We start from the raw sequence: 25,573 nt of genomic DNA on the forward strand, positions 1-25,573 counted from the left end.
GGCCGAGGCCGCCGGCCTGCCGTGCCCCACATCCCCCCAAAGCCCCCGACACGTTCTAAAATCGACCGCTTACCCCCGCTCCCGACCCCCATGACCCTGCGCCTGCACAACAACCTGACACGCCAGCTCGAACCGTTCACCCCGCTCGATCCGACCTGTCCGACCCTGTATGTGTGTGGCCCCACGGTCTACAACTACGTCCACATCGGCAATGCCCGTGGGCCGGTGGTGTTCGGCGTGCTGGCCGACCTGCTGCGTCGCCGCTTCGGCGGCCTGCGCTATGCGCGCAACATCACCGACGTGGATGACAAGATCAACACGGCCGCGCGCGAGCAGAACGTGCCGATCAGCACCATTACCGACCGTTTCGCCGCCGCCTACCGCGAGGACATGGCCGCACTGGGCGTGGTGCCGCCGGATATCGAGCCGGAAGCCACCGCGCATATCCCCCAGATCGTGACCATGATCGAGCAGCTGATCGCCAACGGGCATGCCTATGCGGCCGAAGGCCACGTGCTGTTCTCGGTGAGCTCCTACACCGACTACGGCAAGCTCTCGCGCCGCGACCCGGACGAGATGCTGGCCGGTGCCCGCGTGGATGTCGCCCCGTACAAGCGCGACCCGGGCGATTTCGTGCTGTGGAAGCCCTCCAGCGACGACCTGCCGGGCTGGGCATCGCCGTGGGGCCGTGGCCGCCCGGGCTGGCACATCGAGTGCTCGGCGATGGCCGCCGCGCACCTGGGGCCGACCATCGATATCCATGCCGGCGGCGTGGACCTGCAGTTCCCGCACCACGAGAACGAGATCGCCCAGAGCGAGTGCGCGCACGGCGGGCAGACCTTCGCCCGGTTCTGGCTGCACAACGGCATGCTCAACTTCGGCGGCGCCAAGATGAGCAAGTCGATCGGCAACATCGAGCGCGTGCACGATCTGGTCCGCCAGCATGCCCCCGAGGCGCTGCGCTATGCGCTGCTGTCGGCCCACTACCGGCAGCCGCTGGACTGGTCCGATGCGCTGATCGAGCAGTCGGTGCGCACCCTGGACCGCCTGTACGGCACGCTGCGCGATCTGGTCGAGGTGGACGCCGCTGCGGTGATTCCGACCGAGATCGAGGCCGCACTGGATGACGACCTCAATACGCCGCAGGCGCTGGCCGAGCTGGCCCGTATCGCCGGTGAGGCACGCAAGGCTGCCGACGCCGACAAGGCGCACTGGAAGTCCGCGCTGCTCGGTGCCGGCCTGGCGCTGGGCCTGCTGCAGCAGGATCCCGCGGCCTGGTTTGGCACCGCAGGCGGCAACGACGACGATGCGGCCATCCAGGCCCTGATCGATGAACGCGCCGCGGCCAAGCAGGCCCGCGACTTCGCCCGCGCCGATGCGATCCGCGACCAGTTGGCCGCCGAGGGCATCGTGCTGGAAGACACCGCCCAGGGCGTGCGCTGGTCGCGCAAGCGCTGAAAGACCGCCCGGCTGACCGTCGGGCGCTACCGGACACCGCCCGATCCACTGGGCACTGCCATGACATCGCCCCGGCCACGGACGGCCGGGCTGCCTCCCCCCGCAACTGCACGGTCACCCACGGACGGCGAACACCGACCCGGAGCCCCCATGACCCCCACCTCCCCGTTCCCGCTCGAACCCACCGCTGCTGAAGCCCAGGCCGCCATCGCCGAGGAATTCGCCTTCTTCGGCGACTGGTCCGAGCGTTACCAGTACCTGATCGACCTCGGCCGCAAACTGCCCACCTTCCCGGAAGCGTGGAAGACCGAGGAGCATCGTCTGCTTGGCTGCCAGTCCATGGTCTGGATCGTGCCGGAGGGCAATGCCGAGGCGCTGCGCTTCCACGCCATCAGTGATTCGGCGATCGTCTCCGGGCTGATCTACCTGGCCCTGCGCGTCTATTCGGGCCGTTCGGCGGCCGAGATTCTGGCCACCGAGCCGAGCTACATCCAGGACATCGGGCTGTCGCGCCACCTGTCCCCGACCCGCAGCAACGGCGTGGCGGCAATGCTGGCCTTCATCCGCGACACTGCCCAAGCGCAGTCGTGACGCTCTCCGCCGATCCACAGGAGCCGGACAGCGCCCTGCAGCTGCTGGCCCGCCCGGGCTTTTCGCTGGTGCTGGCCTACCGCATCTTCGCGATGCTCTCCTACCAGATCGTCGCGGTGACGGTCGGCTGGCATATCTACGAAGTCACCCGCAATCCGTTCTCGCTGGGCCTGGTCGGCCTGGCCGAAGTGCTCCCGTTCTTCTGCGTGGCGCCGTTTGCCGGCTATCTGGTCGACCACCTTCCCCGCCGCCGACTGGGCATGGTCGCCTGCAGCGGGCTGGTGATGACCGCACTGGTGCTGACCGCGGTCGCCCAGGGCTGGCTGCCGTTCCACGGGGTGTGGCCGATCTATGCGGCGATCGCACTGACCGGCATGGTCCGCGCGTTCCTCTCGCCGATCTACAACGCACTGTTCGCCCGCGTGCTGGAGCGCACGCAGTACGCGCGTGGCGCGGGACTGGGCGCGGTGGTGTTCCAGACCGGCATGGTGGTCGGCCCGGCACTGGGCGGCGCCCTGGTGGCGTGGGGCGGCAAGGGCGTCGCCTATGGCGTGGCGGTCGGCGTGTCGCTGATCGCGCTGGGCTGCCTGGCGGCGCTGCGCGTCTCCGAGCCGGTGCATACGGGCCCGGCGGCGCCGATCTTCAAGAGCATCGCCGAGGGCGGCCGTTTCGTGCTCGGCAACAGGATCATGGTCGGGGCGATGGCGCTGGACATGTTCTCGGTGCTGCTCGGCGGCGTGGTGGCGATGCTGCCGGCGTTCCTGCACGAAATCCTGCACCACGGGCCGGAGGGGCTGGGCGTGCTGCGGGCGGCGCCGGCGCTGGGCTCGGTGTGCGTGGGGCTGTGGCTGGCGCGTCGGCCGTTGCAGCGCAATGCGGGGCGTGTGCTGTTGTTCGCGGTGGCCGGCTTTGGTCTGTGCGTGATCGGGTTCGGCCTGTCATCGAATTTCTGGCTGTCGGCGGCGATTCTGTTGTTCTACGGTGCGTTCGACGGTGTGTCGGTAGTGGTGCGTTCGACGATTCTGCAGTTGGCGACGCCGGAGGAGATGCGTGGTCGGGTGTCGTCGATCAATGGCATTTTCATCAGTTCGTCCAATGAGTTGGGCGCGTTCTATGCGGGCACGATGGCGAAGCTGTTGGGGCTGGTCCCGGCGGTGGTGCTGGGGGGCTTTGCGGTGTTGAGCGTGGCGGGCATTACGGCCTGGAAGAATCCGACGCTGCGGCGGTTGAATCTGCGCGATCTGCATTGAGGATTTGGCCGGCCGGCCGCTTGGGGCTCCCCAGCTGGACACCGGGCCGGTTGGCTCGCGCTGCGCGGCTGGGGCTGCCGGGGCCGCGGGTTCGGCGCCTGCTTGTTCCTGCGGTTGGGCGGCCGGGCAGCGCAGTGCAGGACCCGGACCGGGCTGCCCGACCCACTCGAGCACCAGACAGCAAGGCGCCAACGCCCTTCGCGACCAACGCGAACCCACCCGAACCAAAAACAGCCAGCCAAAAAAAACCCGGCCGAAGCCGGGGTTTTTCGTAGAACAGCATGACCAACAGCGCGATCAGTCGCCCTGCTGCTTCTGCAGATGCTCCCAACGCTCCTGCGCATCGATCGTGCGCTCAGCAGTCAGGCGGGCTTCCAGACGATCCAGGCCAATCTCTTCGCCCGTATCCACACAGAAACCGTAATCGCCATCTTCCAGACGCTTCAGCGTGCTGTTGATCTTGCCGATCAGCTTGCGATAACGATCGCGGGTACGCAGTTCCAGCGAGTTCTCGGTCTCGCGGGTGGCGCGCTCGGCCTCATCGCCGATATCACGCACTTCTTCCTGCAGGTTCGCGATGGTCTGCTTGGATTCCTCCACCAGATCATTGCGCCAGTGCTGCAGGCGCTGGCGGAAGTACTCCAGCTGCAGCGGGCTCATGTATTCCTCTTCCGCGCTCGGCTTGTAACCGTCGGGCAGGATCGGACGACCGGTGGCTTCGTCAGTCTTGTATTCCACCACCTTCACCTTGGTGCGAGGGGCCGGGGCGGCCGAACGCGCTGCCACGGCAACGGCGACCTTGCCGACCGGACGGGACACGGGCTTGGGGGCGGACTCGGACTTGGCGGGGGTTTTTGCAGGCGATTTCGAAACGGGCACGGGATTCTTGTTTTGCGGGGCCTTGGAGGCGGCGACAGGGGCGACCGGCGCCGGCGTGGACGCCGGAGAAGGTGCCGCCTTGGCCGGGCTCTTGGCCGGGACAGACTTGGCCGGCGCCGGCGATGCCGGCTTCGGTGCGGACTTCACTACGGGTGCTGCAACCGGCTTGGTGGCCGGCTTGGATGCCACGGGCTTGCTGGCGGTCTTGCTGGCCTTTACCGGCGTGGCCGGTGCCTGCTTGACTGCGGTCTTCTTCGCCGGTGCCGGCTTGGACGCCGGTTTGGCGACAGCAGGCGTCACGGTCTTCTTGGCTGCCGTCTTGCTGGCAGCGGCTTTCTTGACGGGCGCCTTGCTCACCGGCTTGCCTGCCGCGCGCTTGGCGGGCTTGGCAACCGGCTTGGCGACCGTCGACTTCTTGGCAACGACCTTCTTGGCGACGGTCTTCTTGGCCACCACCGTCTTGGCAGCAGGCTTCTTGGCGACAGCCTTCTTGACGGTCTTGGCCGGCGACGTGCTGGCCGCCTTTTTAACGGGTGCCGTCCTGGCCGCCGGTTGTTTGGATGCAGGCTTGCCAGCCGGCTTGGCGGCCGGCTTCTTGGCAACGGACTTGGCCGCCAACTTCTTTACAACAGGCTTGGCGGTTTTCTTGGCGGCCTTGACGGCCTTCTTTGCAGTTTTTTTAGCAGCCACGAAACGCTCTTCCTTGGATTCCCCGGGGCCCGGGAAAGCGGGCCTTTATAGCCTACCCGACCAGCAGCAGCAACCACACCGCCTACTCCGTTCAGCCCCGGAGTCGCAAGGCGTGCGACCGGCCCGCCTGGCAGGCGGGCCAACGTGCGCAGTTCGGTACCTGACCCGGCGACACCGCCGGGGCGGCCCGTCGCGCGCGTGGGTGCGGACGGGTCCAACGCCCCATCCTGCGACAAATGCGCCCTTCATGCCAACTGGAATAAGATTGGGGGGTGATCTCACGCCTGCTCATCGCCCTGCTGCGCTTCTACAAGCGCTTCATCAGCCCGCTGCTGGGGCCGCGTTGCCGCTTCATGCCCAGCTGTTCTGAATACGCCATGCAAGCCATCGCCACCCATGGCCCCGCGCGCGGCAGCTGGCTGGCCGCGCGCCGGCTGGGCCGCTGCCATCCCTTCCATCCCGGTGGCATCGACGAGGTGCCCCCGCGCGCCGCGCACGACGCCACCTGCCGCTGCACAGGAAAACACTGAATGTCCTCCACGCTCATCGTCAACGCCCGCCTGGTCAACGAAGGCACCGTCACCCAGGGTGACCTGCGCATCGAAGATGGCCGCATCGCGCAGATCGGCCCCGGCCTGGACGCCCGTCCCGGCGAAACCGTGGTCGACGCCGCCGGCCGCTGGCTGCTGCCGGGCATGATCGACGACCAGGTCCATTTCCGTGAGCCCGGCCTGACCCACAAGGGCGACATCGCGACCGAATCGGCCGCGGCCGTCGCCGGGGGCCTGACCAGCTTCATGGACATGCCCAACACCAACCCGCCCACGCTCAACGCCGAAATCCTGCAGGCCAAGTACGATGCCGCCGCCGGCCGCGCGCGCGCCAACTACGGCTTCTACATGGGCGCCAGCAACGACAACCTGGCACACATCCAGTCGCTGGATCCCAAGACCGCGCCGGGCATCAAGGTGTTCATGGGCGCGTCCACCGGCAACATGCTGGTGGACAACCCGGAAACGCTCGATGCGATCTTCCGCGACGCGCCCACACCGATCATCACGCACTGCGAAGACACGCCGATGATCGATGCCAAGGCCAAGGAGTACGCCGAGAAATATGGCGATGCACTGAGCGCCGAGCAGCACCCGGACATCCGCTCGCGCGAGGCCTGTTTGAAGTCCTCCGAGCTGGCCGTGTCGCTGGCCAAAAAGCATGGCACCCGCCTGCACGTGCTGCATATCTCCACCGCCGATGAGCTGGCCCTGTTCGAACGCGGCCCGCTGATCCGCGCCGATGGCAGCCGCAAGCAGATCACCGCCGAAACCTGCATCCACTTCCTGCGCTTCGACCGCAGCGATTACGCGCGGCTGGGCAACCTGATCAAGTGCAACCCGGCGATCAAGGAAGCCAGCGACCGCGAAGCGCTGACCCGCGCCGTGGCCGATGACGTGATCGACGTGCTCGCCACCGATCATGCGCCGCACACCTGGGAAGAAAAGCAGAAGCCCTATGCACAGGCGCCGTCCGGCCTGCCGCTGGTGCAGTACGCACTGGTCGCCGCGCTGGAACTGGTGCACGAAGGCAAGCTGGAGATCACCCAGGTCGTGCAGAAGTTCGCGCACGCACCGGCGCAGCTGTTCGACGTGAGCCAGCGCGGCTACCTGCGCGAAGGCTACTTCGCCGATCTGGTGCTGGTCGAAGATGTGCCCTTCACCGTCAAGCGCGAAGACGTGCTGTCCAAGTGCGGCTGGTCGCCGTTTGAGGGCACCACCTTCCGTTCGCGCATCGCCTCGACCTGGGTCAACGGGCAGCTGGCGTGGGATGGCGAGAAACTGGTGGGTTCGCCGAACGGCCAGCGCATGAGCTTCGACCGCTGATGCGGGCACGGGTGTTGAGCGCGGCCCTGGCGGCCGCAGGCGTCGTAGCGATGGGCAGTCTGCTGCCCTCGCCCGCCGTGGCCCAGGCCGATGCGCGTGTGGTGTTTCCGGCCAGCGCCTCGCAGGGCGCGATGGTGATCGGCAAGGTGCCGGCCGGCAGCGTCGTGCAATACGGCGGCCGCACCCTGCGCGTGAGCGGGTACGGCAGCGTGGTGTTCGGCATCGGCCGCGATGAGAAAGGTCCGCTGCAGGTGCAGGTGACGCGCCCGGACGGCGGCAGCGAAACGGCCAGCATCGCGGTCACCCCGCGTGACTGGCCGACCGAGCGCGTCAACGGCGTGCCCCCCAAGACGGTCAATCCGCCGCCGGCGATTGCCGAGCGGATCAAGCGTGAGCAGGCGCAGGTCACCGCCGCGCGTGCCCGCGATGACAATCGCGCCGACTTCGCACAGGCCTTCATCTGGCCGGTGCAGGGCCGCATCAGCGGCCGCTTCGGCAATGCGCGCGTCTATAACGGCCAACCCGGTTCGGGCCACTCCGGCATGGACATCGCGGTGCCGACCGGCACCCCGGTGAAGGCACCGGCCGCAGGCGTGGTCACCTTTGCTGGCCCGGACCTGTACCTGACCGGCGGCACGCTGCTGCTGGATCACGGCTTCGGGATCAGTTCGAATTTCCTGCACCTGTCGCGCATCGACGTGAACGTCGGCGACCGCGTCGAGCAGGGTCAGGTGATCGCCGCCGTCGGTGCGACCGGTCGCGCGACCGGCCCGCATCTGCATTGGGGCATGAACTGGTTCGATACCCGTATCGACCCGCTGCTGGTGCTGGAACGCGGGAAATAACGAAGTGCCGGCCGCTGGCCGGCAAGCACGCTCAGCCTCGCGCAGCCCACCAGGTAAGCCACAGCGTCCGCATCGGCGTGGCCTGGTACTGGCGGTCCTGCGCCCAGGTCTGCTGGCGGGCACGGGCCAACACGGCATACAGCCGGCGGGGCCGCGGGCCGGCAACCCGCGCCGGCCACTTGGCCAGCAGCTGCTGCGCCCACCGGCCCGGCGCGGCAGTGTCATCCTCGGCCAGCAGCGAACGCGGAATCGCCGCGACGCCACTCTCATGCAGGCGCTGGGCCAGGGTCTGCACCAGCACCGGGGTGGCGACATCGCCACGCGCCGGGGTATCGAACATCACCGCCTCGACCGCGGCCACAGCGGCCGCATACGCCTGCAGCGAGCGCAGCGCCTGCGCCGGATCGACCGGCACCGCACGCGCGTCGATCAGATCCGGCAGCGTCTCGGCCAGCTGCGCCCACGGCGCGCGCACCGGCTCGAGCACGCGGCCCAGCGGATGACGCGAGCGCTGTGCGGACCAGCTGCGCAGCTCTTCGCCCCACCACGCCAGTTTGGCATCGGAGGGCATCGGGTCGCCGGCGGTATTGAGGATGTCGTCGAACTCCTGCAGCAGCGAGAACCACGCCACCACCAGGGTGCGCTGGTTCTCGGGCACGAAGCGTTCGGCCACCTGCCACTCGGGCCAGCGGGTCCGCCACTTGTCCAGGAAACTGTCCAGGGCGCTTGGAGTACTCACGGTGTATTCCTTGAAAGGCTAGAGCGTGCGCGGAAGCGGCCACGCCTTGGCATGTTGCAGGTGTTCGGGAAGTGCGATCAGCGTATCGGCGCCCCAGGCCACGGGATCGTCGGCGTCGAGCCGGTAACCCCACAGCGCGGCGACCGAGGCCATGCCGGCGGCGTTGGCGGCGACGATGTCGCGCTCGTCATCGCCCACGTAGATGCAGGTGCCCGGGGCGATGCCCATGCGCTCGGCGGCGGCCAACAGCGGCAGTGGATTCGGCTTGCGCTGGGCCAGGGTGTCGCCGCCGATCAGCACCTTGCAGCGCTGTTGCCAGCCCAGCTGCGGCACGATCAGCCGGGCCAGATACTCGGGCTTGTTGGTCACGATGCCCCACGCGCAGCCGGCCGCATCGAGCGCGTCGAGCATGCCGGCGATGCCATCGAACAGCACGGCATGCTGGCCGATCAGGCCTTCGTAGCGCGCAAGGAACTCCGGCACCAGCGCATCACGCTCGGCCTGCCCCAGCTCGGGAAAGGCCACCGATACCATCGCGCGCGAGCCCTTGGAGACCACCGGGCGCAACGCCCCCAGGGTGATCGGCGCGCGCCCGCGAGCGGCCAGCATCGCGTTGGCGGTGGCCAGCATGTCCGGTGCGCTGTCCAGCAGGGTGCCGTCCAGATCGAACAGCACCGCCGGCGGGAAACCGAACTCAGACACGTGCCGCGTCGTCCGGCTTGACCGCGTGGGCCAGGTAGTTGATGTCGGTGCGCATGCTCAGGCGGGCACGGTTGCGCCACGGCTCATAGGCCATGCCACTGACATCGCGCAGGTTGAAATCAGCCTCACGCAGCCACTTGCCCAGCTCGGCCGGCTTGATGAAATCCTGGTAGTGGTGCGTGCCCTTGGGCAGCAGCCGTGCCACGTACTCGGCACCGACGATCGCCACGGCGAACGCGGCCGGGGTGCGGTTCACGGTGGACAGGAACAGCTGCCCGCCCGGCTTGAGCAGACGGTGGCAGGCGGCGATGATCGCGCCCGGGTCCGGCACGTGCTCGAGCATTTCCATGCAGGTGACCACATCGAAGCTGCCCGGCTGTTCGGCGGCCAGGTCTTCAGCGGCCTGCACGCGGTAGTCGACCGTGACGCCCGACTCCAGCCCGTGCAGGCGGGCGACCTTGACCAGTTCCGGGGCCAGATCGATCGCGGTGACGTCCGCGCCTTCCTTGGCCAGCGCTTCGCTGAGCAGGCCGCCACCGCAGCCGATATCGAGCACGCGGGCGCCGCGCAGGGTGACGCGCTGGGCGACGTACTGCAGGCGCACCGGGTTCAACGCGTGCAGCGGCTTCTGCGGGCCATCGACGTCCCACCAGCGGTTGGCGAGCGCGGCGAACTTGTCCAGTTCGGCCTGATCGAAATTGGTGGAAGCATGGGGGGTGTTCATGGGGATCCTTGATGCATCAAGCACGGATGTGTCGGATACGCTCGCGCCACTGGCGGGCGTTGGCGACGATCGCGGCGGTGTCCATGCCGACCAGTTCGCGCTGGACCAGCTTGGGCTGGCCGGCGATCCAGACATCGCTGACCTGGTGGCGGCCGGCGGCGTAGACAAGCTGCGAAAGCACATGGTGCAGCGGTTGGGTTTCCAGCGCGGAGAGATCCACGCAGACCAGGTCGGCCTGCTTGCCGACCTCGATCGAGCCGATGCGGTCGCCGAAGCCCAGCGCGCGTGCGCCGCCCAGGGTGGCCGCACGCAGCGTGGTGGCCGCGTCCAGCGCGGTGGCGTCATTGGCCACGGCCTTGGCCAGGATCGCCGCGGTGCGGTTCTCGCTGAACATGTCCAGGTCATTGTTGCTGGCGCAGCCGTCGGTGCCGATCGCCAGGTTCACACCGGCGCGCTGCAGCGCGCAGGCCGGGCAGAACCCGGAGGCCAGCTTGAGGTTGGATTCCGGGCAGTGCACCACGCTGACGCCGCGCTCGGCGCACAGGTGGATTTCGGCCTCGGTCAGCTGGGTCATGTGCACCGCGATCAGGCGGTCGTTGACCAGGCCGAGCCGATCCAGACGCGCCAGCGGACGCTGGCCATGCAGCTTGATCGAGTCGCTGATCTCCTGCGCGGTTTCATGCGTGTGCAGGTGCACCTGCATGTCCAGCTGGTCGGACAGCATGCGCACGCGTTCGAAGTTCGCGTCGTTGACGGTGTACGGCGCGTGCGGGGCGAACGAGGTGCCGATCAGCGGATCGTTGCGCCACTGGTCGTGCAGCTCGCCGGCCTTGGCGAAGTACTCGTCGTCGGTCTTGGCCCAGGCGGTCGGGAAATCGATGATCACCGCACCGACCAGCGCACGGAACCCGTGCTGCTTGTAGACGGCGGCCTGGACGTCGGAGAAGAAGTAGTTTTCGTTGGCGCAGGTGGTACCGCCGCGCAGCATTTCGGCGATCGCCAGGGTGGTGCCGTCGGCCACGAACTCCGGGCCGATCACCGCCGCTTCCACCGGCCAGATGTGCTGCTGCAGCCAGACCATCAGCGGCAGGTCGTCGGCGACGCCCCGCAGCAGGGTCATGGGATTGTGGGTATGCGCATTGACCAGGCCCGGCATCAGCGCCGCCTCCGGGCGCGAGACGGTCTGCTTGGGCGCAAAGCGCTCGCGCGCGTCGGCACGCGGCAGGATCGCGATGATCTCGCCGCCACGCACGGCCACGGCATGGTCTTCCAGCACCACCGCATGCGGCTCGATCGGGACCACGTAACCGGCTTCGATCAACAGGTCACAGGCTTCGGGAATGCGGGCGGTGTCGGTCATGCGGGCTCACTTGTCTGGGCGGACGACCCGAGGGTGTGGGCGACCGGGACGCTTGGAGGTGGAGCCGACCGTTGGTCGGCTCTACCGGGTGCGGTGTCGGCCGGTGCTGCAGCCGACCAACGGTCGGCTCTACCGGGTGCGGTGTCGGCCGGTGCTGCAGCCGACCAACGGTCGGCTCTACCGGGTGCGGTGTCGGCCGGTGCCGCAGCCGACCAACGGTCGGCTCTACCGTAATCCGGCTTTGCCGGATTACTTGCCTGCGCGTGCGGAGTATTCGCCCGAGCGGGTGTCGACCTTGATGATTTCATCCTGGTTGACGAACAGCGGCACGCGGACCACGGCGCCGGTTTCCAGGGTGGCCGGCTTGCCGCCGCCGCCCGAGGTGTCGCCACGGACGCCCGGATCGGTTTCGGTGATCTTCAGTTCCACGAAGTTCGGCGGCTGGACGAAGATCGGCTCGCCGTTCCACAGGGTGACGATGCAGGACTCTTCGCCCTTCAGCCACTTCTCGGCGCCGCCCATGCCGGCCTTGGTGGCCTGGACCTGCTCGAAGGATTCGGGGTCCATGAAGTGCCAGAACTCGCCGTCGCTGTACATGAAGTCCATGTTGGTATCCACAACGTCGGCCTTCTCCACGTCATCGGTGGCCTTCATGGTCATTTCGACCACGCGGCCCGACTTGATGAAGCGGTACTTCATGCGGGTGAAGGCCTGGCCCTTGCCCGGCTTGACGTATTCGGTCTCGGTGATGACCGCTGGTTCATTGTTGACCAGGATCTTCATCCCGTTCTTGACGTCGTTCATGCCAACAGTGGCCATGCTGAAACTCCTGAATGGGCAAACGCCGCGCAGGCGCGGCGAGCCGGATAGAATGGGAAATCCCACCGACACCGGTGGGGTGACTCGATATTTCTGACCCACATGATAACCGCAGGCCCCCATTCCATGCAGCTTTCCGCCACGCCCCTGGCCGCCCCCGTCCGCTGGCAGCAACGGTGGCGCGAGGCGATCCGCGACCCGCGCGAGCTGCTGCGCCAGTTGGGGCTGGATCCGGCGGAACTGGGCGTTTCGGACGAGGCGGCCGGCCAGTTCGCGGTGCGTGTGCCGCAAGGCTTTGCAGCCCGGATGCGTCATGGCGACCGGCATGACCCCCTGCTCCGCCAGGTCCTGCCGATCACCGACGAACTGAAGGTCGTGCCCGGCTTCAGCCTGGATGCGGTGGGCGACGGGGCGGCCAAGAAGGCCACCGGGGTCATCCAGAAGTACCGCGGCCGCGCCCTGCTGGTCACCACCGGCAGCTGCGCGATCAACTGCCGGTACTGTTTCCGCCGCCATTTCGACTACGGCACCGAGAACGCGGCCCGCGAGGGCTGGCGCGATGCCGTGGATGCGATCGCGCAGGACCCGGACATCGACGAGGTGATCCTGTCCGGCGGCGACCCGCTCTCGCTGGCCACCCACAAGCTGGTGGAGCTGACCCAGGCCCTGACGCAGATTCCGCACCTGCGCCGCCTGCGCATCCACAGCCGCCTGCCGGTGGTGCTGCCCGAGCGCGTGGACGACGCGCTGGTGCAGTGGATCGGCTCGCTGCCGTGGCCGGTGGCGTTCGTGATCCATGCCAACCACGCCAATGAGTTCGACGCATCGGTGGACGCCGCGATGGCGCGCCTGCGTGAGGCCGGTGCCACCCTGCTCAACCAGGCGGTGCTGCTGCGCGGGGTCAACGATTCGATCGAGGCGCTGCAGGCGCTGAGCGAGCGCAGTTTCGCGGCGGGCGTGCTGCCCTATTACCTGTATCAGGTGGACCGGGTCGAAGGCGTGGCCCATTTCGAAGTGGCCGACGACACCGCCAAGGACCTGCATGCGCAGCTGACCGCGCGCCTGTCCGGCTACCTGGTTCCCAAGCTGGTCCGCGAGATCTCCGGCGACAGCAGCAAGCGCCCGGTCTGATCAGCTGCCGGCCTCGAGCAGCTGCACCACGTCCGTGGCACTGACCGGGTGGCTCAACCAGTAGCCCTGGGCCAGGTCGCAGCCGCGCTGGGCCAGCAGATCGAACTGCACTTCCTGCTCGATGCCTTCGGCCACCACGGTGATCCCCAGTGCATGGGCCATGGCGATGATCGCCGTGGTCAAGGCCAGATCGTCCGGGTCACGCTGCATGTCGGCCACGAAGCTCTTGTCGATCTTGACCCCGTCCACCGGCACCTGGCGCAGGTGGCTCAGGCCGGAGAAGCCGGTGCCGAAGTCGTCCAGCCAGACTTTGACGCCCGTCCGGTGCAGCTTGTCCAGCAGCGCGGCAGCCAGCATTTCATCGCCGATCACGGCGGTTTCGGTCAGCTCCAGGTGCAGGCGCGAGGCCGGAAGGCCGGTGTCGCGCAGGCAGTCGGCGACCAGCGTCGGCAGCTCGCCACCGCGCAGCTGGCGCGGTGACACGTTGACCGAGACGAACAGGCCTTCGCCATCGGCACCCGGCGGCCACTGCACCGCCTCGGTACAGGCCGCGCGCAGCACCTTGGGGCCGATCACTTCGATCAGGCCACTCTGCTCGGCCACTTCGATGAACACCGAGGGCGGAATCGTGCCCAGGGTGGGGTGTTGCCAGCGCAGCAGCACCTCCACGCCGACCATGCGGCGGTCGCGGGTCCGGTAGATCGGCTGATAGGCCAGCCGCAGCTCGCCGCGCTCCCAGGCGCCGCGCAGCTCCTGTTCCATGTGCACGCGGCGCTCGACCGCGTGATCCATGGCCCGGCTGTAGTACCGGTAGCAGTTCTTGCCCGCCATCTTGGCCTGGTACATGGCGATGTCGCCGTTCTTGAGCAGCGTAGTGGCATCGGCGGCATCATCGGGAAACAGGGTCACGCCGATCGAGGCGCCCAGGAACAGCTCACGGCCCTGCACCACCAGCGGCTTGCCCAGTTCACGCACGAGAATCTCGGCCAGCTCACGGGCGCCGGCAGGAACATCGCCGTCACCGATCAGGATCACGAACTCATCGCCACCGAAACGCGCCAGCAGCGCTTCATCGCCACCGGCCTGGGCCACCGCCGCGCTGATCCGCTGCGCGAACTGCAGCAAGGCCTCGTCACCGGCCTCGTGGCCCAGCGTGTCGTTGACGCGCTTGAAATCGTCCATGTCAGCGAACAACAGCCCCAGCCGATGCCCGGAGGCCCGTGCCGCCATCAAGCGATGATCCAGCGCCTCGCGGAAGGCCAGCCGGTTGGTCAGCCCGGTCAGGGCGTCGGTATAGGCCATGTGCCGCACCTCACGGTCGTGCCGGGCAATCGCCTGGCTCATGCGACCGAACGCGCGCATCAGCTCCCCCACCTCATCCTCGCGCCGGATCTCCGGCATCTGCAGGGTGTAATCGCCGGCCTCGATCTGGCGGGCGGCGCCGGCCAGCCAGCGGATCGGCGTGACCAGGGTGCGCTGCACGTAGATGATCACCACGGAGCCGATTCCGACCAGCAGGCCGAGCATCAGCAGCAGCCAGCCCAGGTGCCGCTTGCCGACCTGCTGCAGGCGGTCGCCCAGGGTCTGGTTGGCCTGCTGCTCCATGGCCTGCACATCGTCCAGCGCCATGCCCACGCGCACGCCGCCGATCCGCTGGTTGCCGATCATGATCGGCATCGCGTTGTCGAGCACCTTGGGCGACTGCTGCACCACCAGCCCGCGCGCGCCGGCCGCGCCCGCCGCGAGCGGATCGGTCATCGGCTGGCCAAACTCGAGCACGTCCAGCGTGCCGTCGTGGATCAGCCTGCCGTTGTCATCGAACACCAGCACATAGCGCACCACCTGCTGCCGCGAGGTATTGCGCACCAGCGCACCGACCTGCTCCAGGTCGTTGTAATAGAGCGGATTGGCCAGCGCATCGGACAGCTCCCGCGCCAGCGCTTCGCCCCGGCTGCGCACACTGCGATCGAACAGGTCATGGATGACCGTCCCGCTGAGGTGCTGCACCTCATCCTGCATCGTCGCCTGGCGCCCCAGCACCACGGCCACGATCGCCACCACGACCAGCATCGCGCCGCCCATCGCCAGCACGAAGCGGGCCTGCATTCCAGAACCCAAGCGACTCATTCCACTTCCATCCGCACGCGCGTCAAGCCTTGTTTCAATTCATCCAGCCGGTGCTGCATCTGCGCATCCACCCGGTGGAACCCGGACGTACCAAAAAATATTTTCAATGCCGGCTGCGCCTGCGGATCCGATGCGGCATCCAGCAGAACCTGCTGCAACCGGTCGCGCACCTTCGGATCCAGGTCGTCACGCACCATTTCGACCGCACGCGGATACGGTTCGGTGCGATGGATGATGCGGAAATCGCGCAGGAAATTGGCCGGAATGCGTTTGGCATCGGACCAGTCCACGCTGCTCACCGCACCGGCATCGACCAGCCCCTTGTGGACGAACGTGGCGATGTTCGATTCCGACCGCGCGAACACGTAACCCACCGTATCCGGTGCGGCGACATCGCCGATCGAGGCCAGGATTTCCGGCGTCTCGCCGTGCTGCAGCAGGGTCATCACCGGCACCAGATACGCGCTGGTGGAGGCCACGTTCTGCAACGCCAGGGTGTGCCCACGCAGGTCTTCCAGTGTCTGGATGGCGCTGTCGCGGCGCACGAAAAACACGGTGTGGTAGTCGCGAACGCCGCTGCGCTCGGTCAGCAGCAGCGGCCTGGCGCCGCTGCGCAACCCCAGCGCGACGGCAGTACCGGAGGTCTCGGTCACCCAGTCGACCCGGCCGCGGCGCAGGTAACTGCCCATCTGCTGGGTGTCGCGCGCCATCAGGATGCGGCCTTCGGTGATACCAACATCGTGCATGCGCGGAATCACGTAATCGAGCAGGGGCTGCAGTTGCGCATAGTGTGACCTGGGGTCGTCGCTGATCCGGCCCAGCACCAGCACCTGCGCGGGGCCGGCCCACACCGGGCCGGTCATCGCGGCGATCGCCAGACACAGCACTACGCTCTGCAGCAGCCTTCGCAGTCCCGACAAGCCCATCACTCCCCCCAAGGAATCGAGACAGACTACCCGAAAAAATGAGAACTGCGTCAGCTTACAGGGGCTTATTCGTCGCCAATCGCGCCATGCGCTGTGCGTCGGAGAGGATGCCGCGCAGCAGGCGCACTTCCTGTTCGCTCAATTCGGTGCGCAGGAACAGACGGCGCAGCTTGCGCATCGCCGATTCGGGGGCACGGCCCTTGTGGAAATCGATCTCATCCAAGGTGTCACCCAGCTGGCCGAACAGGCCTTCCACCTGGGCATGACTGGCCGGCGCTTCGCCGAAGCCGGGGTCGGCCGGGACGGCGACCGGGGCATCGGCCGCGCCGAGAATGGCCATGCGCACTTCATAGGCCAGCACCTGGACAGCGGCGGCCAGGTTCAATGAACTGAAGTCCGGGTTGGACGGAATATGCACGGCGGCGTGGCAGAGCTGCAGCTCTTCGTTGGTCAGGCCGGTGCGTTCACGGCCGAACACGAAGGCCACTTCGGCCGGCTCGGCGGCCTTGGCCAGGACGCGCTGGGCAGCCACGGCCGGCAGCAGCTCTTCCAGCTGGACCCGGCGCGAGCGGGCGGTACAGCCCAGCACGAAGCGGCAGTCGGCCACGGCCTCGGCCAGGGTCGCCACCACCGGCGCGTCGCCCAGGACGTCTTCGGCACCGGCCGAGCGGCGGAAGGCCTCTTCATCCAGCGGTTTTTCAGGGGCGACCAGGACCAGGCGGCCCAGGCCCATGGTTTTCATGGCGCGTGCGGCCGCCCCCATGTTTCCGGGGTGCTGGGTGCCGACCAGGACGAAGCGGATGCGGGCGGGAGCGGTTTCTACGGACATGAACAGGCCAAATGCGAGCAGGACAGCGACAAATGGTAAACTGTGCGACCGGCCTCTGCGCCGGGACCGCTCTTTTCCCCCGCCAAACCCCTACTCTGCCTTTACGGGAGCTTTTCGCCATGCAGAAACCCGCCGTCACCGTCATGGTCAAGGCCGCCCGCCTCGCCGGCAACGTCCTGTTGCGCAACATCAACAAGCTCGAGGCGTTGAACGTCGTGCAGAAGGGCCGCATGGACTATGCCAGTGAAGTCGATGCAGATGCGGAAAAGGTCATCGTCAAGGAACTCAAGCGCGCCTATCCCGAGTACGGGATCATGGGTGAAGAAGGTGGCGTGCAGTCGGTCAACCGTTACATGTGGGTCATCGATCCGCTGGACGGCACCAGCAACTACCTGCGCGGCTTCCCCCATTACTGCGTGTCCATCGCCCTGGTCGAGAACGGTGAGCCGATCGACGCGGTGATCTTCGATCCGCTTCGCAATGAGCTGTTCACCGCCAGCCGTGGTGCGGGCGCGGTGTTCAATGACCGCCGTATCCGGATTGCCGAGCGCAAGGATCTGGGCGGCGCGATGATCCATACCGGTTTTGCCCCGCGTGAGCGTCAGCGCACGAGCGCGCAGCTGAAGGCGGTGGACGCGCTGCTGGTGCAGGCCGAAGACGTGCGCCGCACCGGTTCGGCGGCACTGGACCTGGCCTATGTGGCCTGTGGCCGTGCCGATGCGTACTTCGAGGCCGGTGTGAAGGCCTGGGACATCGCCGCCGGTGTGCTGCTGGTCCGCGAGGCCGGTGGCCGCGTCTGTGATTTCAAGGGCGCTACGCCGGCCCGTATGGACAGCCGTGGTCCGGAGACGCAGCAGATCGTGGCTGGCAATGTGAAAATCAGCGATGCGCTGCAGAAGGTGCTGGTCAATACGGGCTACGCGGCGGAGTTCGACGCGAAGTTCTGATCGGGCTGGATCTGATCTGCATGATGACGGCGCCTTCGGGCGCCGTTGTTGTTTGTGGGCCGTCATCGTGCGCCCTGCTGGACACGTCGTCGTGCACCCTGCTCGGCGTGCCACGGTAGTGCCGACCGTTGGTCGGCTGCTGTTGAATTGCTGCCAACAGCAGCGGCAACAGCAACAGCAACGGCAGCGCTTCCATTGCTGAGGGCGAGAGGCCGGTGGGTAGCCTGGGCCAAGACGCGCCGTAAACCCATCCCTGGGGGCTCGTGGGCGCCCTCCATGGCGCCCTGACGGTCTTGGCCCAGGCTACCCACCGGACTCTCGACAGATCTTGATGTGGCGGATGGAAGCGCTCGTGCTGCTGAGTCCACTCGGGGCACCTGCTCGCCCAACAAAAACGCCCGGCGGAAGCCGGGCGTTCTGGTCAGCGCACTGCGGTGGGTTACACCACGGTGTTGTTGGCGGCGCGCAGGGCGGCGATGCGCTCGTCCAGCGGGGGGTGGCTCATGAACAGCTTCTTGGCAGCGCCGCCGGCGATGCCGAAGGCGGCGATCTGGGTCGGCAGGGTGCTCTGGCCGTGGTTGACCTTGAGGCGTTCCAGGGCGGCGATCATTTTCTGGCGGCCAGCCAGGTGGGCGCCACCGGCGTCGGCGCGGAATTCGCGGTGACGGGAGAACCACATGGAGATCATGGTGGCGAACAGGCCGAACACCATTTCCAGGACGAACACGATGATGTAGTACGCAAAGCCGCGGCCGCCGCCTTCGCGGTTGCCGGACAGGGCGCTGTCGATGAAGCCGCCGACGATGCGGGCCAGGACGATCACGAAGGTGTTGAGTACGCCCTGCAGTAGGGCCATGGTGATCATGTCACCGTTGGCGACGTGGGCGATTTCATGGCCGAGCACGGCTTCGGCTTCGTCTTCGCTCATGTTGTGCAGCAGGCCGGTGGACACCGCGACCAGGGCCTTGTTGCGGTTGGCGCCGGTGGCGAAGGCGTTGATCTCCGGGCCTTCGTACACGGCCACTTCGGGCATGCCGATGCCGGCTTCACGGGCCTGGCGCTCCACGGTGGCCAGCAGCCAGCGCTCGGTCGGGTTGCGCGGCTCGGTAATCACGACGGCGCCGGTGGAGCGCTTGGCCATGAACTTGGAGAGCAGCAGGGAAATGAACGAGCCGCCGAAACCAAAGATGGCCGCGAAGACCAGCAGGCCGCTCATCTTGTTGGGATCGACGCCCACTACCGACATCACGATGCCGGCCAGGATCAGCACCGCAAAGTTGGTCAGCAGGAAGAGAGCAATGCGACTGAACATGGGAAAAGGACGCTCATGGGAGGTTGATGAGTGCAAATCTGCGGGGACTTCAGCTTGAATTCAAGTCGCAAACTGACCGACGATTCATAGTCCATGTCTGATTCCTCCTATTACGGGCGCTTTGCGCCCTCCCCTACCGGCCCCCTGCACCCCGGCTCGCTGCTGGCGGCGCTCGGCAGCTGGCTGCTCGCCCGCCACGCCGGCGGCCAGTGGCTGGTGCGGGTGGAGGACGTCGATCCTCCTCGAACGGTGCCTGGCGCGGTGAGCGGCCAACTGGCCGCACTGGCCGCCTTCGGGTTGCGCAGTGACGGGCCGATCGTCCATCAGAGCCAGCGCGATGCGCTGTACCAGGGCGCGCTGGACCGCCTGCTGCGCGAGGGCAAGGCATTTGCCTGCCATTGCAGCCGCAGCGAGCTGGCTGCGCAGGGCGGCATCCATCACCACTGCGTGGCCCGCGCCGCGCGTGCGCAACCGGCGGTGCGGCTGCGGGTAGCGCCGGGCAGCGTGGTGCGGTTCGACGACGGCTTGCAGGGCCGGATCGTGCAGGACGTGCACGCCGAGGTCGGCGACTTCGTGCTGCGCCGGGCCGACGGTTACTGGGCGTATCAGCTGGCAGTGGTGGTCGACGATGGCGCGCAGCATGTGACCGACGTAGTGCGCGGGGCGGACCTGCTCGATTCCACGCCGCGCCAGATCCTGCTGCAGCAGGCCCTGGATTTGCCGACACCGCGCTACCTGCATCTGCCGCTGCTGCTCGGTCCGGAGGGGCGCAAGCTCTCCAAGTCCGAGGCGGCGCTGCCGGTGGATCCCGCCCAGCCGCTGCCAGCGCTGCGGCGGGCGTGGGCGCAGCTGGGCCAGGATCCGGCGGTCGGTGCAGGGGCCGATGAGGTGGGCGGGTGGCTTCAGCAGGCGGCCGATGGCTTCGATCCGGCGAGATTGCCACCGGGCGACATTCCGCTGCCGCACGGTGCCGGCGCGGGCGCCCCTTTTGCCCGCTGATGTTGCAGAATCCTGTTCCCCCTTGTTCGCCCTGCCTTTCGGAGTAGCTGCTCATGACATCTCGCGTCGCACTGGTCACCGGTGGTACCGGCGGTATCGGTACTGCCATCTGCCAACGCCTGGCCGACCAGGGCCATCGGGTCGCCACCAACTACCGTGACGAAGCCAAAGCCAAGGCCTGGCGCGAGAAGATGCTGGCGCGCGGCTGCGATGTGGCGATCTTCCCGGGCGATGTGTCCGACCCCGGCACCGCCGAAAGCATGGTGCAGGCTGTCGAAGCGGCGCTGGGCCCGGTCGAGATCCTGATCAACAACGCCGGCATCACCCGCGACACCACCTTCCACCGCATGCGTGCGGACCAGTGGCACGACGTGATCAACACCAACCTCAATTCGGTGTTCAACGTCACCCGCCCGGTCATCGAGGGCATGCGCCGCCGCGGCTGGGGCCGGGTCATCCAGATCAGCTCGATCAACGGCCTGAAGGGCCAGTACGGCCAGGCCAACTACGCCGCCGCCAAGGCCGGCATGCACGGCTTCACCATTTCGCTGGCCCGTGAGAATGCCGGCTTCGGCATCACCGTGAACACGATTTCGCCGGGCTATGTGGCCACCGACATGGTGATGGCCGTGCCGGACGAAGTGCGCGCCAAGATCATCGCCGACATCCCCACCGGCCGCCTCGGCAAGCCGGAAGAGATCGCCTACGCAGTGGCCTTCCTGGTCAACGAGGAAGCGTCCTGGATCACCGGCTCCAACCTGGACATCAACGGCGGCCACCACATGGGGTGGTAAGCGCCGAAAATGCTGCACTCCATGTTGCGCAACATAAATGCGGCCCCTTGCTACCTATGGCGGTTGCATAGGCTGCTGCACTGCGCCATGCTGCGCGCCTACTGTGATGAGTGACTGCTTCATGGCTGCGACCCGCATTATCAAGAAGTACCCGAACCGCCGGCTCTACGACACGGAAATCTCCAGCTACATCACCATAGAGGATGTGCGCCAGCTGATCCTGGACGGTGAGGACTTCGAGGTGCGTGACGCCAAGAGCGGCGATGACCTGACCCGCTCGGTGCTGCTGCAGATCATCGCCGACCAGGAGCAGGACGGCGAACCGATGCTGTCCACCCAGCTGCTCAGCCAGCTGATCCGCTTCTATGGCGACTCGCTGCAGGGCTTCATGGGCAACTATCTGGAGCGCAGCATGCAGGTCTTCCTGGACCAGCAGCAGCAGTTCCGCCAGCAGATGGGCAATCTGCTCGGCCAGACCCCCTGGGCGATGATGAACCAGCTGACCGAGCGCAACATGGAGATGTGGCAGGACTTCCAGCGCAACATGGGCGCCGGCTTCGGCGGCCGCCCGGGTGGCACCGGGACGGGTACCGGCACGGGCACGGGCACGGGTACCGGCAAGAAGCCGGAAACGCCGCCACCGGGCGCAGGCAAGACCCGCCGCTGAGCCCACGCTCGGCGCAATAAAGAAAAAGGCGCTGCCCTCGGGCCGCGCCTTTTCTCGTTTCAGGGTCCGGCGACGTCATCGACGCCGTGCGGTCGGCCCTATCGCCGTCCAGCCGCGCGCATCAGCGCTTGGGCTTGGCGCAGCCGGTGCAGACGCGCTCCACCTTGTAGCCCTTGGCGTGCAGCTTTTCGACCACACCGTCGTTGCCGAGCAGGTGCAACGTGCCCACCACCACCATCGTGCCGCCCTGCCCGGCCTGCAGATGCTGCTGCAGCTTGGGCACCCAGGCATCGTTGCGGTCGGTGTTGATGCGCTTGTACAGCTGCGGGTACTGGCCGCGCATTTCGGTGGCCATCGAGGTCCACAGCAGCTTGTCGTCGCCGCGGCGCCAGGCGTCATGCAGCTTGCGCCCCATCTCGTCGCCCTTGCCGGCCTGCTCCAGCGCTTCGGCCACCATCTGCTGCTGCTCCTTGGCCGACATCCCCGACAGCACCGCGATCTGGGTATCGATGTCTTCCAGCCCGGCGGTCGCCTTGCCGGCACTCGCGGCGCGGGTCATGAAATGTCGATCCAGGCCGAGCGCGGGGTCCAGCCCCATTTTGGTGAACTGACTCAGGGTGATCGTCAGGCCGACGAACCACGGCTTCATGCCCTGCAGCTGGGCCAGCGGCAGCTTGTTCTCCTGCGCATAGGCCTGCAGCCTGGTCCAGGTCGCGGCGTCCAGATCGCGTTTCAGCTCCGAGCCATCGGTGCGCATCGCGGCCTGCACCATTTTCTGTGCCAGCTGCGGCGATTCCATGTCCTGCGGCGACAGCTCGAACACCACCCGCTGGGACGCCGTGAACGCCTGATCGACATCGGCAGAGAGCGGGTAATCGCTCGGCTGCAGCAGATGGAACGACCCCAGCAGATACAGGCGGCTGTCGCCCGGGCCGGTCACCTTCCACAACAGCGGGACCGGCGGGGTGGCTTTCGCCGCTGCCGGCGCGCTCGGCGGCGCGGGGCGCGCTTCGGCGCCGCCCGTACCGACCAACAGGCTCGCCGCGATCAGCAACGGGGACACGACACGCGACAACATCAAGATCATCAAGCCTCTCCTTCAGGGGCGTGGTACGCCTGCTCACCGGCGTCCACACGCAGGTCCAGGCGGTTTTCAGGGGGGGTCAGCGGACAGGTCGCGAACGGGGTGAACGCGCACGGCGGGTTGTAGGCGTGATTGAAATCGATCACCACCCGGCCCTGCGCGTCGGGCGCGGGCAGATCCAGATAGCGGCCGGCCGGATAGCTGCCGTGGCCGCTGGTGCGATCGCCAAAGATCACGAACAACTCGCGGCCAGGCTCGCCGATCGCCTCCAGCCGCCAGGTGCGGCCAGCGCGCTCGAATTCCAGCGTGCCGGCATTGGGCAGGTTCGTGGTCAGTCCGGTGATGTCCACGATCGGCAGCGTCTTGCCGGCCGGATGTGGCACGAAGCGCGCAGTGATGCGCCAGGACGGCCCCCCCGGCCAGTACGTCAGGCCGGTGAAGTTCGTTCGCGAGGGGGCATCGGCGTGCTTGACCCGCAGCGCGAAGCGCTCACCGCGATGGATCAGGCTGAGCCGGCCCTTGTCGTCATCGAAGGCGATGACTGTCGGCGTTGGATCGCGATCACTGAAGAAGCGGATGCGGCCGGTGACCGGCTTGCCCTCCACGCGCATCGGCACGCCACGCTCCGGCGTGAACCAGACGGTGCTGCCCTCGCGCGCGACCATGCCGAGCTTGTCGGGGCCGACCGCCAAACGGATGCCGCTGCCCGGCCCACGCCCGATGTAGTGCGCCTTGTACTCCAGCCAGTGCAGGCCAACCAGGCTGGTCCAGCCATCGGCGGCGTGCAGCGCTTCATAGCGCTGTTGGCGCCACTGCTGCTGTTCGGCCTCGAAGGCCGGATCGACCGCCACGTTCGCCGGTGTCGCCTCATTCTTTTCGCCGCATCCCGACACGCTCACTGCCAGCAGCAACGCGGCGGCCCACACTCCCCAGTGCTTCATGACCTTCCTCTCAACGTCCGCGCAGGAACCAGCGGTCGATTTCCGCCAGCGAAAAACGCGCCCAGGTCGGTCGGCCGTGATTGCACTGACCCGAGCGTTCGGTAATTTCCATGTCGCGCAGCAGGCCGTTCATTTCCGGCACGGTCAGCCGCCGGTTGGCGCGCACCGCGCCGTGGCAGGCCATGGTGGACAGCAGTTCGTCGCGGGCACTGGCAATGCGTCGGCTCTGCCCATGCTCGCGCAGGTCGGTGAGCACGTCGCGCAGCAGCGCTTCGGGTTCGGCATTGGCCAGCAACGCCGGAATGCTGCGTACGTGCAGTGAACCGGGGCCGGCGCGGGTGATCTCAAAGCCCAGCGAGGTCAAGGTTTCGGCCTCGCGCTCGGCGGTGTCGGCATCGCGTTCGCCCACCGCCAGGGTGATCGGCACCAGCAGCGGCTGCGCATGCAGGCCCATGCCATCGTGTGCGGTTTTCAGGCGTTCGTAGCCGATGCGTTCGTGCGCCGCGTGCATGTCCACCACGATCAGGCCTTCGGCGTTCTCGGCCAGGATGTAGATGCCATGCAACTGCGCGATCGCATAACCCAGCGGCGGCACGCCACTGTCGGCTGCGGTCATCGGCAGGCCGTTTTCGGTCGGCATGGGCGGCAGGCTGCCGGTCGCTGCGGTACCGCCCGGCGCGCCATACAGCGCTGCATAGGCGGACGGCGCATCGGCCACGCGCAGCCCCAAGGGGGATTGCTGCGGGCGCCAGTCGCCGCCCATGCCGCCGCCTGCTCCGTTGCCGGCGAGCGCATAGCCGGTGCTGCCGGCGGACGGCAGGCCGTAGGCCGGCGCCGCGGTAGCGGCACTCTCGGTGGCATGCACCTGGGGACCGGCCGCGGTCATGCCGGCACGGGTGTCGGCCAGCGCTTCCTTGAGCGTGCGGTAGACGAAATCGTGGATCAGGCGCGAGTCGCGGAAGCGAACCTCATGCTTGGCCGGGTGCACGTTGACGTCCACGCGGGTCGGATCGAGTTCCAGGAACAGCACGTACGCCGGCTGACGGCCATGGAACAGCACGTCGCCGTAGGCCATCTTCACCGCATGGGCGACACTGCGATCGCGCACCGAACGGCCGTTGACGTACAGGTACTGCTGATCGGTGCTGGCCCGCGAATAGTGCGGCTGCGCGATCCAGCCGTGCAGGCGCAGACCGGCCCCGCTGTGATCCACCCGCAGCGCCTGGTTGGCGAAGTCTTCGCCCAGTGTTTCGCCCAGGCGCGCATCCGAGTACAGGTCGCCGGGCTTGTAGCGGCGCGAGGGTTTGCCGTTGTGCGACACGCGCAGCTCGACATCCGGGCGCGCCAGCGCGAGCGAGCGCAGCCACTCTTCGATATGGCCCAGCTCGGTGCGCTCGGCGCGCAGGAACTTGCGGCGCGCCGGTACGTTGTAGAACAGCTCGCGCACTTCCACCGTGGTGCCGGGCGCATGCGCACGCGGCGTGACTTCGCCCAGCCGACCGCCTTCGATCTGCAGGGCCGAACCGTGCTCGTCGATGGCGCGGCGCGAGCTCAGGGTGAAGCGGCTGACCGAGGCGATCGACGGCAGCGCTTCGCCGCGGAAGCCGAGCGTCGCCACCGACTCCAGATCATCCAGGCTGGCGATCTTGCTGGTTGCATGCCGCGACACTGCCAGCGGCAGCTCTTCCGGGGCGATGCCGCCGCCGTCGTCGCGGATGCGGATCAGCCGCACACCGCCCTCTTCCAGGTCGATATCCACGCGGGTGGCGCCGGCGTCCAACGCGTTTTCGACCAGTTCCTTGACCACCGACGCCGGGCGTTCGACCACCTCGCCGGCGGCGATCTGGTTGATCAGGATCTCAGGGAGTTGGCGGATGCTCAT

At 67.4% G+C, this 25,573-nt stretch carries 23 protein-coding genes and 1 pseudogene; 11 read left to right on the top strand and 13 right to left on the bottom strand.

Annotated features, from left to right (window positions below):
• The first annotated feature begins 90 nt into the window (after positions 1–90).
• The 3 genes from cysS to ABE472_RS07645 all read left to right on the top strand — a co-directional run bounded on the left by cysS (position 91) and on the right by ABE472_RS07645 (position 3,299).
• Positions 91–1,458 carry a cysteine--tRNA ligase gene (gene cysS, locus ABE472_RS07635; RefSeq protein WP_313212354.1) on the top strand — a complete coding sequence of 456 codons (1,368 nt, stop codon included), beginning with the start codon at positions 91–93 and terminating at the stop codon, positions 1,456–1,458.
• 150 nt (positions 1,459–1,608) lie between these two features.
• The gene (locus ABE472_RS07640) at positions 1,609–2,049 is read left to right on the top strand and encodes a SufE family protein (RefSeq protein WP_313212355.1); all 441 of its coding nucleotides are present in this window, start codon (positions 1,609–1,611) and stop codon (positions 2,047–2,049) included.
• Positions 2,046–3,299: an MFS transporter gene (locus ABE472_RS07645; RefSeq protein WP_123730715.1), complete on the top strand. Its 1,254-nt coding sequence runs from the start codon at positions 2,046–2,048 to the stop codon at positions 3,297–3,299. Before ABE472_RS07640 ends, ABE472_RS07645 begins: the two co-directional genes overlap by 4 nt.
• A gap of 297 nt (positions 3,300–3,596) precedes the next feature.
• Here the strand turns inward: ABE472_RS07645 and dksA are convergent, their stop codons facing one another.
• Positions 3,597–4,868, bottom strand: coding sequence for an RNA polymerase-binding protein DksA (dksA, locus tag ABE472_RS07650; RefSeq protein WP_313212357.1), 1,272 nt, complete (start codon positions 4,866–4,868; stop codon positions 3,597–3,599).
• Between the two features lie 272 nt (positions 4,869–5,140).
• On the opposite strand from dksA, the gene yidD reads away from it, so the two are divergent.
• From yidD to ABE472_RS07665, 3 genes are read left to right on the top strand one after another with little or no spacing between them, the layout of a single operon-like run.
• Complete coding sequence (gene yidD, locus ABE472_RS07655; protein WP_121038212.1) at positions 5,141–5,398, top strand: membrane protein insertion efficiency factor YidD; 258 nt, start codon at positions 5,141–5,143, stop codon at positions 5,396–5,398.
• Entirely contained in the window at positions 5,399–6,745 is a 1,347-nt protein-coding gene (locus tag ABE472_RS07660) for a dihydroorotase (RefSeq protein ID WP_313212358.1), read from the top strand.
• Positions 6,745–7,590, top strand: coding sequence for a M23 family metallopeptidase (locus ABE472_RS07665; protein WP_313218910.1), 846 nt, complete (start codon positions 6,745–6,747; stop codon positions 7,588–7,590). The genes ABE472_RS07660 and ABE472_RS07665 overlap by 1 nt, the downstream gene beginning before the upstream one ends.
• 31 nt (positions 7,591–7,621) lie before the next feature.
• Here ABE472_RS07665 and ABE472_RS07670 read toward each other — a convergent pair whose 3' ends face one another.
• The 5 genes from ABE472_RS07670 to efp all read right to left on the bottom strand — a co-directional run bounded on the left by ABE472_RS07670 (position 7,622) and on the right by efp (position 11,934).
• A complete protein-coding gene (locus ABE472_RS07670; protein WP_346465978.1) occupies positions 7,622–8,329 on the bottom strand; it encodes a squalene/phytoene synthase family protein in 708 nt (235 codons plus the stop codon).
• 18 nt (positions 8,330–8,347) lie between these two features.
• Positions 8,348–9,031, bottom strand: coding sequence for a phosphoglycolate phosphatase (locus ABE472_RS07675; RefSeq protein ID WP_346465979.1), 684 nt, complete (start codon positions 9,029–9,031; stop codon positions 8,348–8,350).
• Positions 9,024–9,755, bottom strand: a complete 732-nt coding sequence (ubiG, locus tag ABE472_RS07680) for a bifunctional 2-polyprenyl-6-hydroxyphenol methylase/3-demethylubiquinol 3-O-methyltransferase UbiG (protein ID WP_346465980.1) — start codon at positions 9,753–9,755, stop codon at positions 9,024–9,026. The genes ABE472_RS07675 and ubiG overlap by 8 nt, the downstream gene beginning before the upstream one ends.
• 16 nt (positions 9,756–9,771) lie before the next feature.
• Positions 9,772–11,115 carry a TRZ/ATZ family hydrolase gene (locus ABE472_RS07685; RefSeq protein WP_346465981.1) on the bottom strand — a complete coding sequence of 448 codons (1,344 nt, stop codon included), beginning with the start codon at positions 11,113–11,115 and terminating at the stop codon, positions 9,772–9,774.
• Positions 11,116–11,364: 249 nt separating this feature from the next.
• Entirely contained in the window at positions 11,365–11,934 is a 570-nt protein-coding gene (gene efp / locus ABE472_RS07690) for an elongation factor P (protein ID WP_019182820.1), read from the bottom strand.
• Positions 11,935–12,060: 126 nt separating this feature from the next.
• On the opposite strand from efp, the gene epmB reads away from it, so the two are divergent.
• Positions 12,061–13,065 carry an EF-P beta-lysylation protein EpmB gene (gene epmB, locus ABE472_RS07695; RefSeq protein WP_313212364.1) on the top strand — a complete coding sequence of 335 codons (1,005 nt, stop codon included), beginning with the start codon at positions 12,061–12,063 and terminating at the stop codon, positions 13,063–13,065.
• Here the strand turns inward: epmB and ABE472_RS07700 are convergent, their stop codons facing one another.
• The 3 genes from ABE472_RS07700 to ABE472_RS07710 are packed head-to-tail and all read right to left on the bottom strand — an operon-like array spanning position 13,066 to position 16,947.
• The gene (locus ABE472_RS07700) at positions 13,066–15,192 is read right to left on the bottom strand and encodes an EAL domain-containing protein (RefSeq protein WP_346465982.1); all 2,127 of its coding nucleotides are present in this window, start codon (positions 15,190–15,192) and stop codon (positions 13,066–13,068) included.
• Complete coding sequence (locus ABE472_RS07705; protein WP_346465983.1) at positions 15,189–16,121, bottom strand: phosphate/phosphite/phosphonate ABC transporter substrate-binding protein; 933 nt, start codon at positions 16,119–16,121, stop codon at positions 15,189–15,191. Before ABE472_RS07705 ends, ABE472_RS07700 begins: the two co-directional genes overlap by 4 nt.
• A 52-nt stretch (positions 16,122–16,173) precedes the next feature.
• Positions 16,174–16,947, bottom strand: a complete 774-nt coding sequence (locus ABE472_RS07710) for an RNA methyltransferase (RefSeq protein ID WP_313212367.1) — start codon at positions 16,945–16,947, stop codon at positions 16,174–16,176.
• 119 nt (positions 16,948–17,066) lie between these two features.
• Between ABE472_RS07710 and ABE472_RS07715 the strand changes: the two genes are divergently transcribed.
• Positions 17,067–17,894: an inositol monophosphatase family protein gene (locus tag ABE472_RS07715; RefSeq protein WP_019182815.1), complete on the top strand. Its 828-nt coding sequence runs from the start codon at positions 17,067–17,069 to the stop codon at positions 17,892–17,894.
• 439 nt (positions 17,895–18,333) lie between these two features.
• On the opposite strand, the gene htpX is transcribed toward ABE472_RS07715, so the two are convergent.
• Complete coding sequence (gene htpX, locus ABE472_RS07720) at positions 18,334–19,206, bottom strand: protease HtpX (RefSeq protein ID WP_313212368.1); 873 nt, start codon at positions 19,204–19,206, stop codon at positions 18,334–18,336.
• A 93-nt stretch (positions 19,207–19,299) separates the two neighbouring features.
• Between htpX and gluQRS the strand changes: the two are divergent.
• From gluQRS to phaR, 3 genes and pseudogenes are all read left to right on the top strand, one after another.
• Positions 19,300–20,219, top strand: a pseudogene (gluQRS, locus tag ABE472_RS07725) (tRNA glutamyl-Q(34) synthetase GluQRS); the annotation flags it as partial.
• A gap of 39 nt (positions 20,220–20,258) precedes the next feature.
• Positions 20,259–20,999 (top strand): acetoacetyl-CoA reductase, encoded by a 741-nt coding sequence (gene phbB, locus ABE472_RS07730; RefSeq protein WP_121038246.1) that lies wholly within the window; start codon positions 20,259–20,261, stop codon positions 20,997–20,999.
• A 121-nt stretch (positions 21,000–21,120) separates the two neighbouring features.
• A complete protein-coding gene (phaR, locus tag ABE472_RS07735) occupies positions 21,121–21,666 on the top strand; it encodes a polyhydroxyalkanoate synthesis repressor PhaR (RefSeq protein ID WP_313218920.1) in 546 nt (181 codons plus the stop codon).
• A gap of 121 nt (positions 21,667–21,787) precedes the next feature.
• On the opposite strand, the gene ABE472_RS07740 is transcribed toward phaR, so the two are convergent.
• From ABE472_RS07740 to mutL, 3 genes are read right to left on the bottom strand one after another with little or no spacing between them, the layout of a single operon-like run.
• On the bottom strand, positions 21,788–22,750 hold the full coding sequence (locus ABE472_RS07740; RefSeq protein ID WP_346465997.1) for a TraB/GumN family protein: 963 nt from the start codon (positions 22,748–22,750) through the stop codon (positions 21,788–21,790).
• 2 nt (positions 22,751–22,752) lie between these two features.
• Positions 22,753–23,691: a DUF1684 domain-containing protein gene (locus tag ABE472_RS07745; protein WP_346463779.1), complete on the bottom strand. Its 939-nt coding sequence runs from the start codon at positions 23,689–23,691 to the stop codon at positions 22,753–22,755.
• A gap of 10 nt (positions 23,692–23,701) precedes the next feature.
• Positions 23,702–25,573 carry a DNA mismatch repair endonuclease MutL gene (mutL, locus tag ABE472_RS07750; protein WP_346465984.1) on the bottom strand — a complete coding sequence of 624 codons (1,872 nt, stop codon included), beginning with the start codon at positions 25,571–25,573 and terminating at the stop codon, positions 23,702–23,704.

This window comes from Stenotrophomonas sp. TWI809 (assembly GCF_039673205.1).
GTDB lineage: Bacteria > Pseudomonadota > Gammaproteobacteria > Xanthomonadales > Xanthomonadaceae > Stenotrophomonas.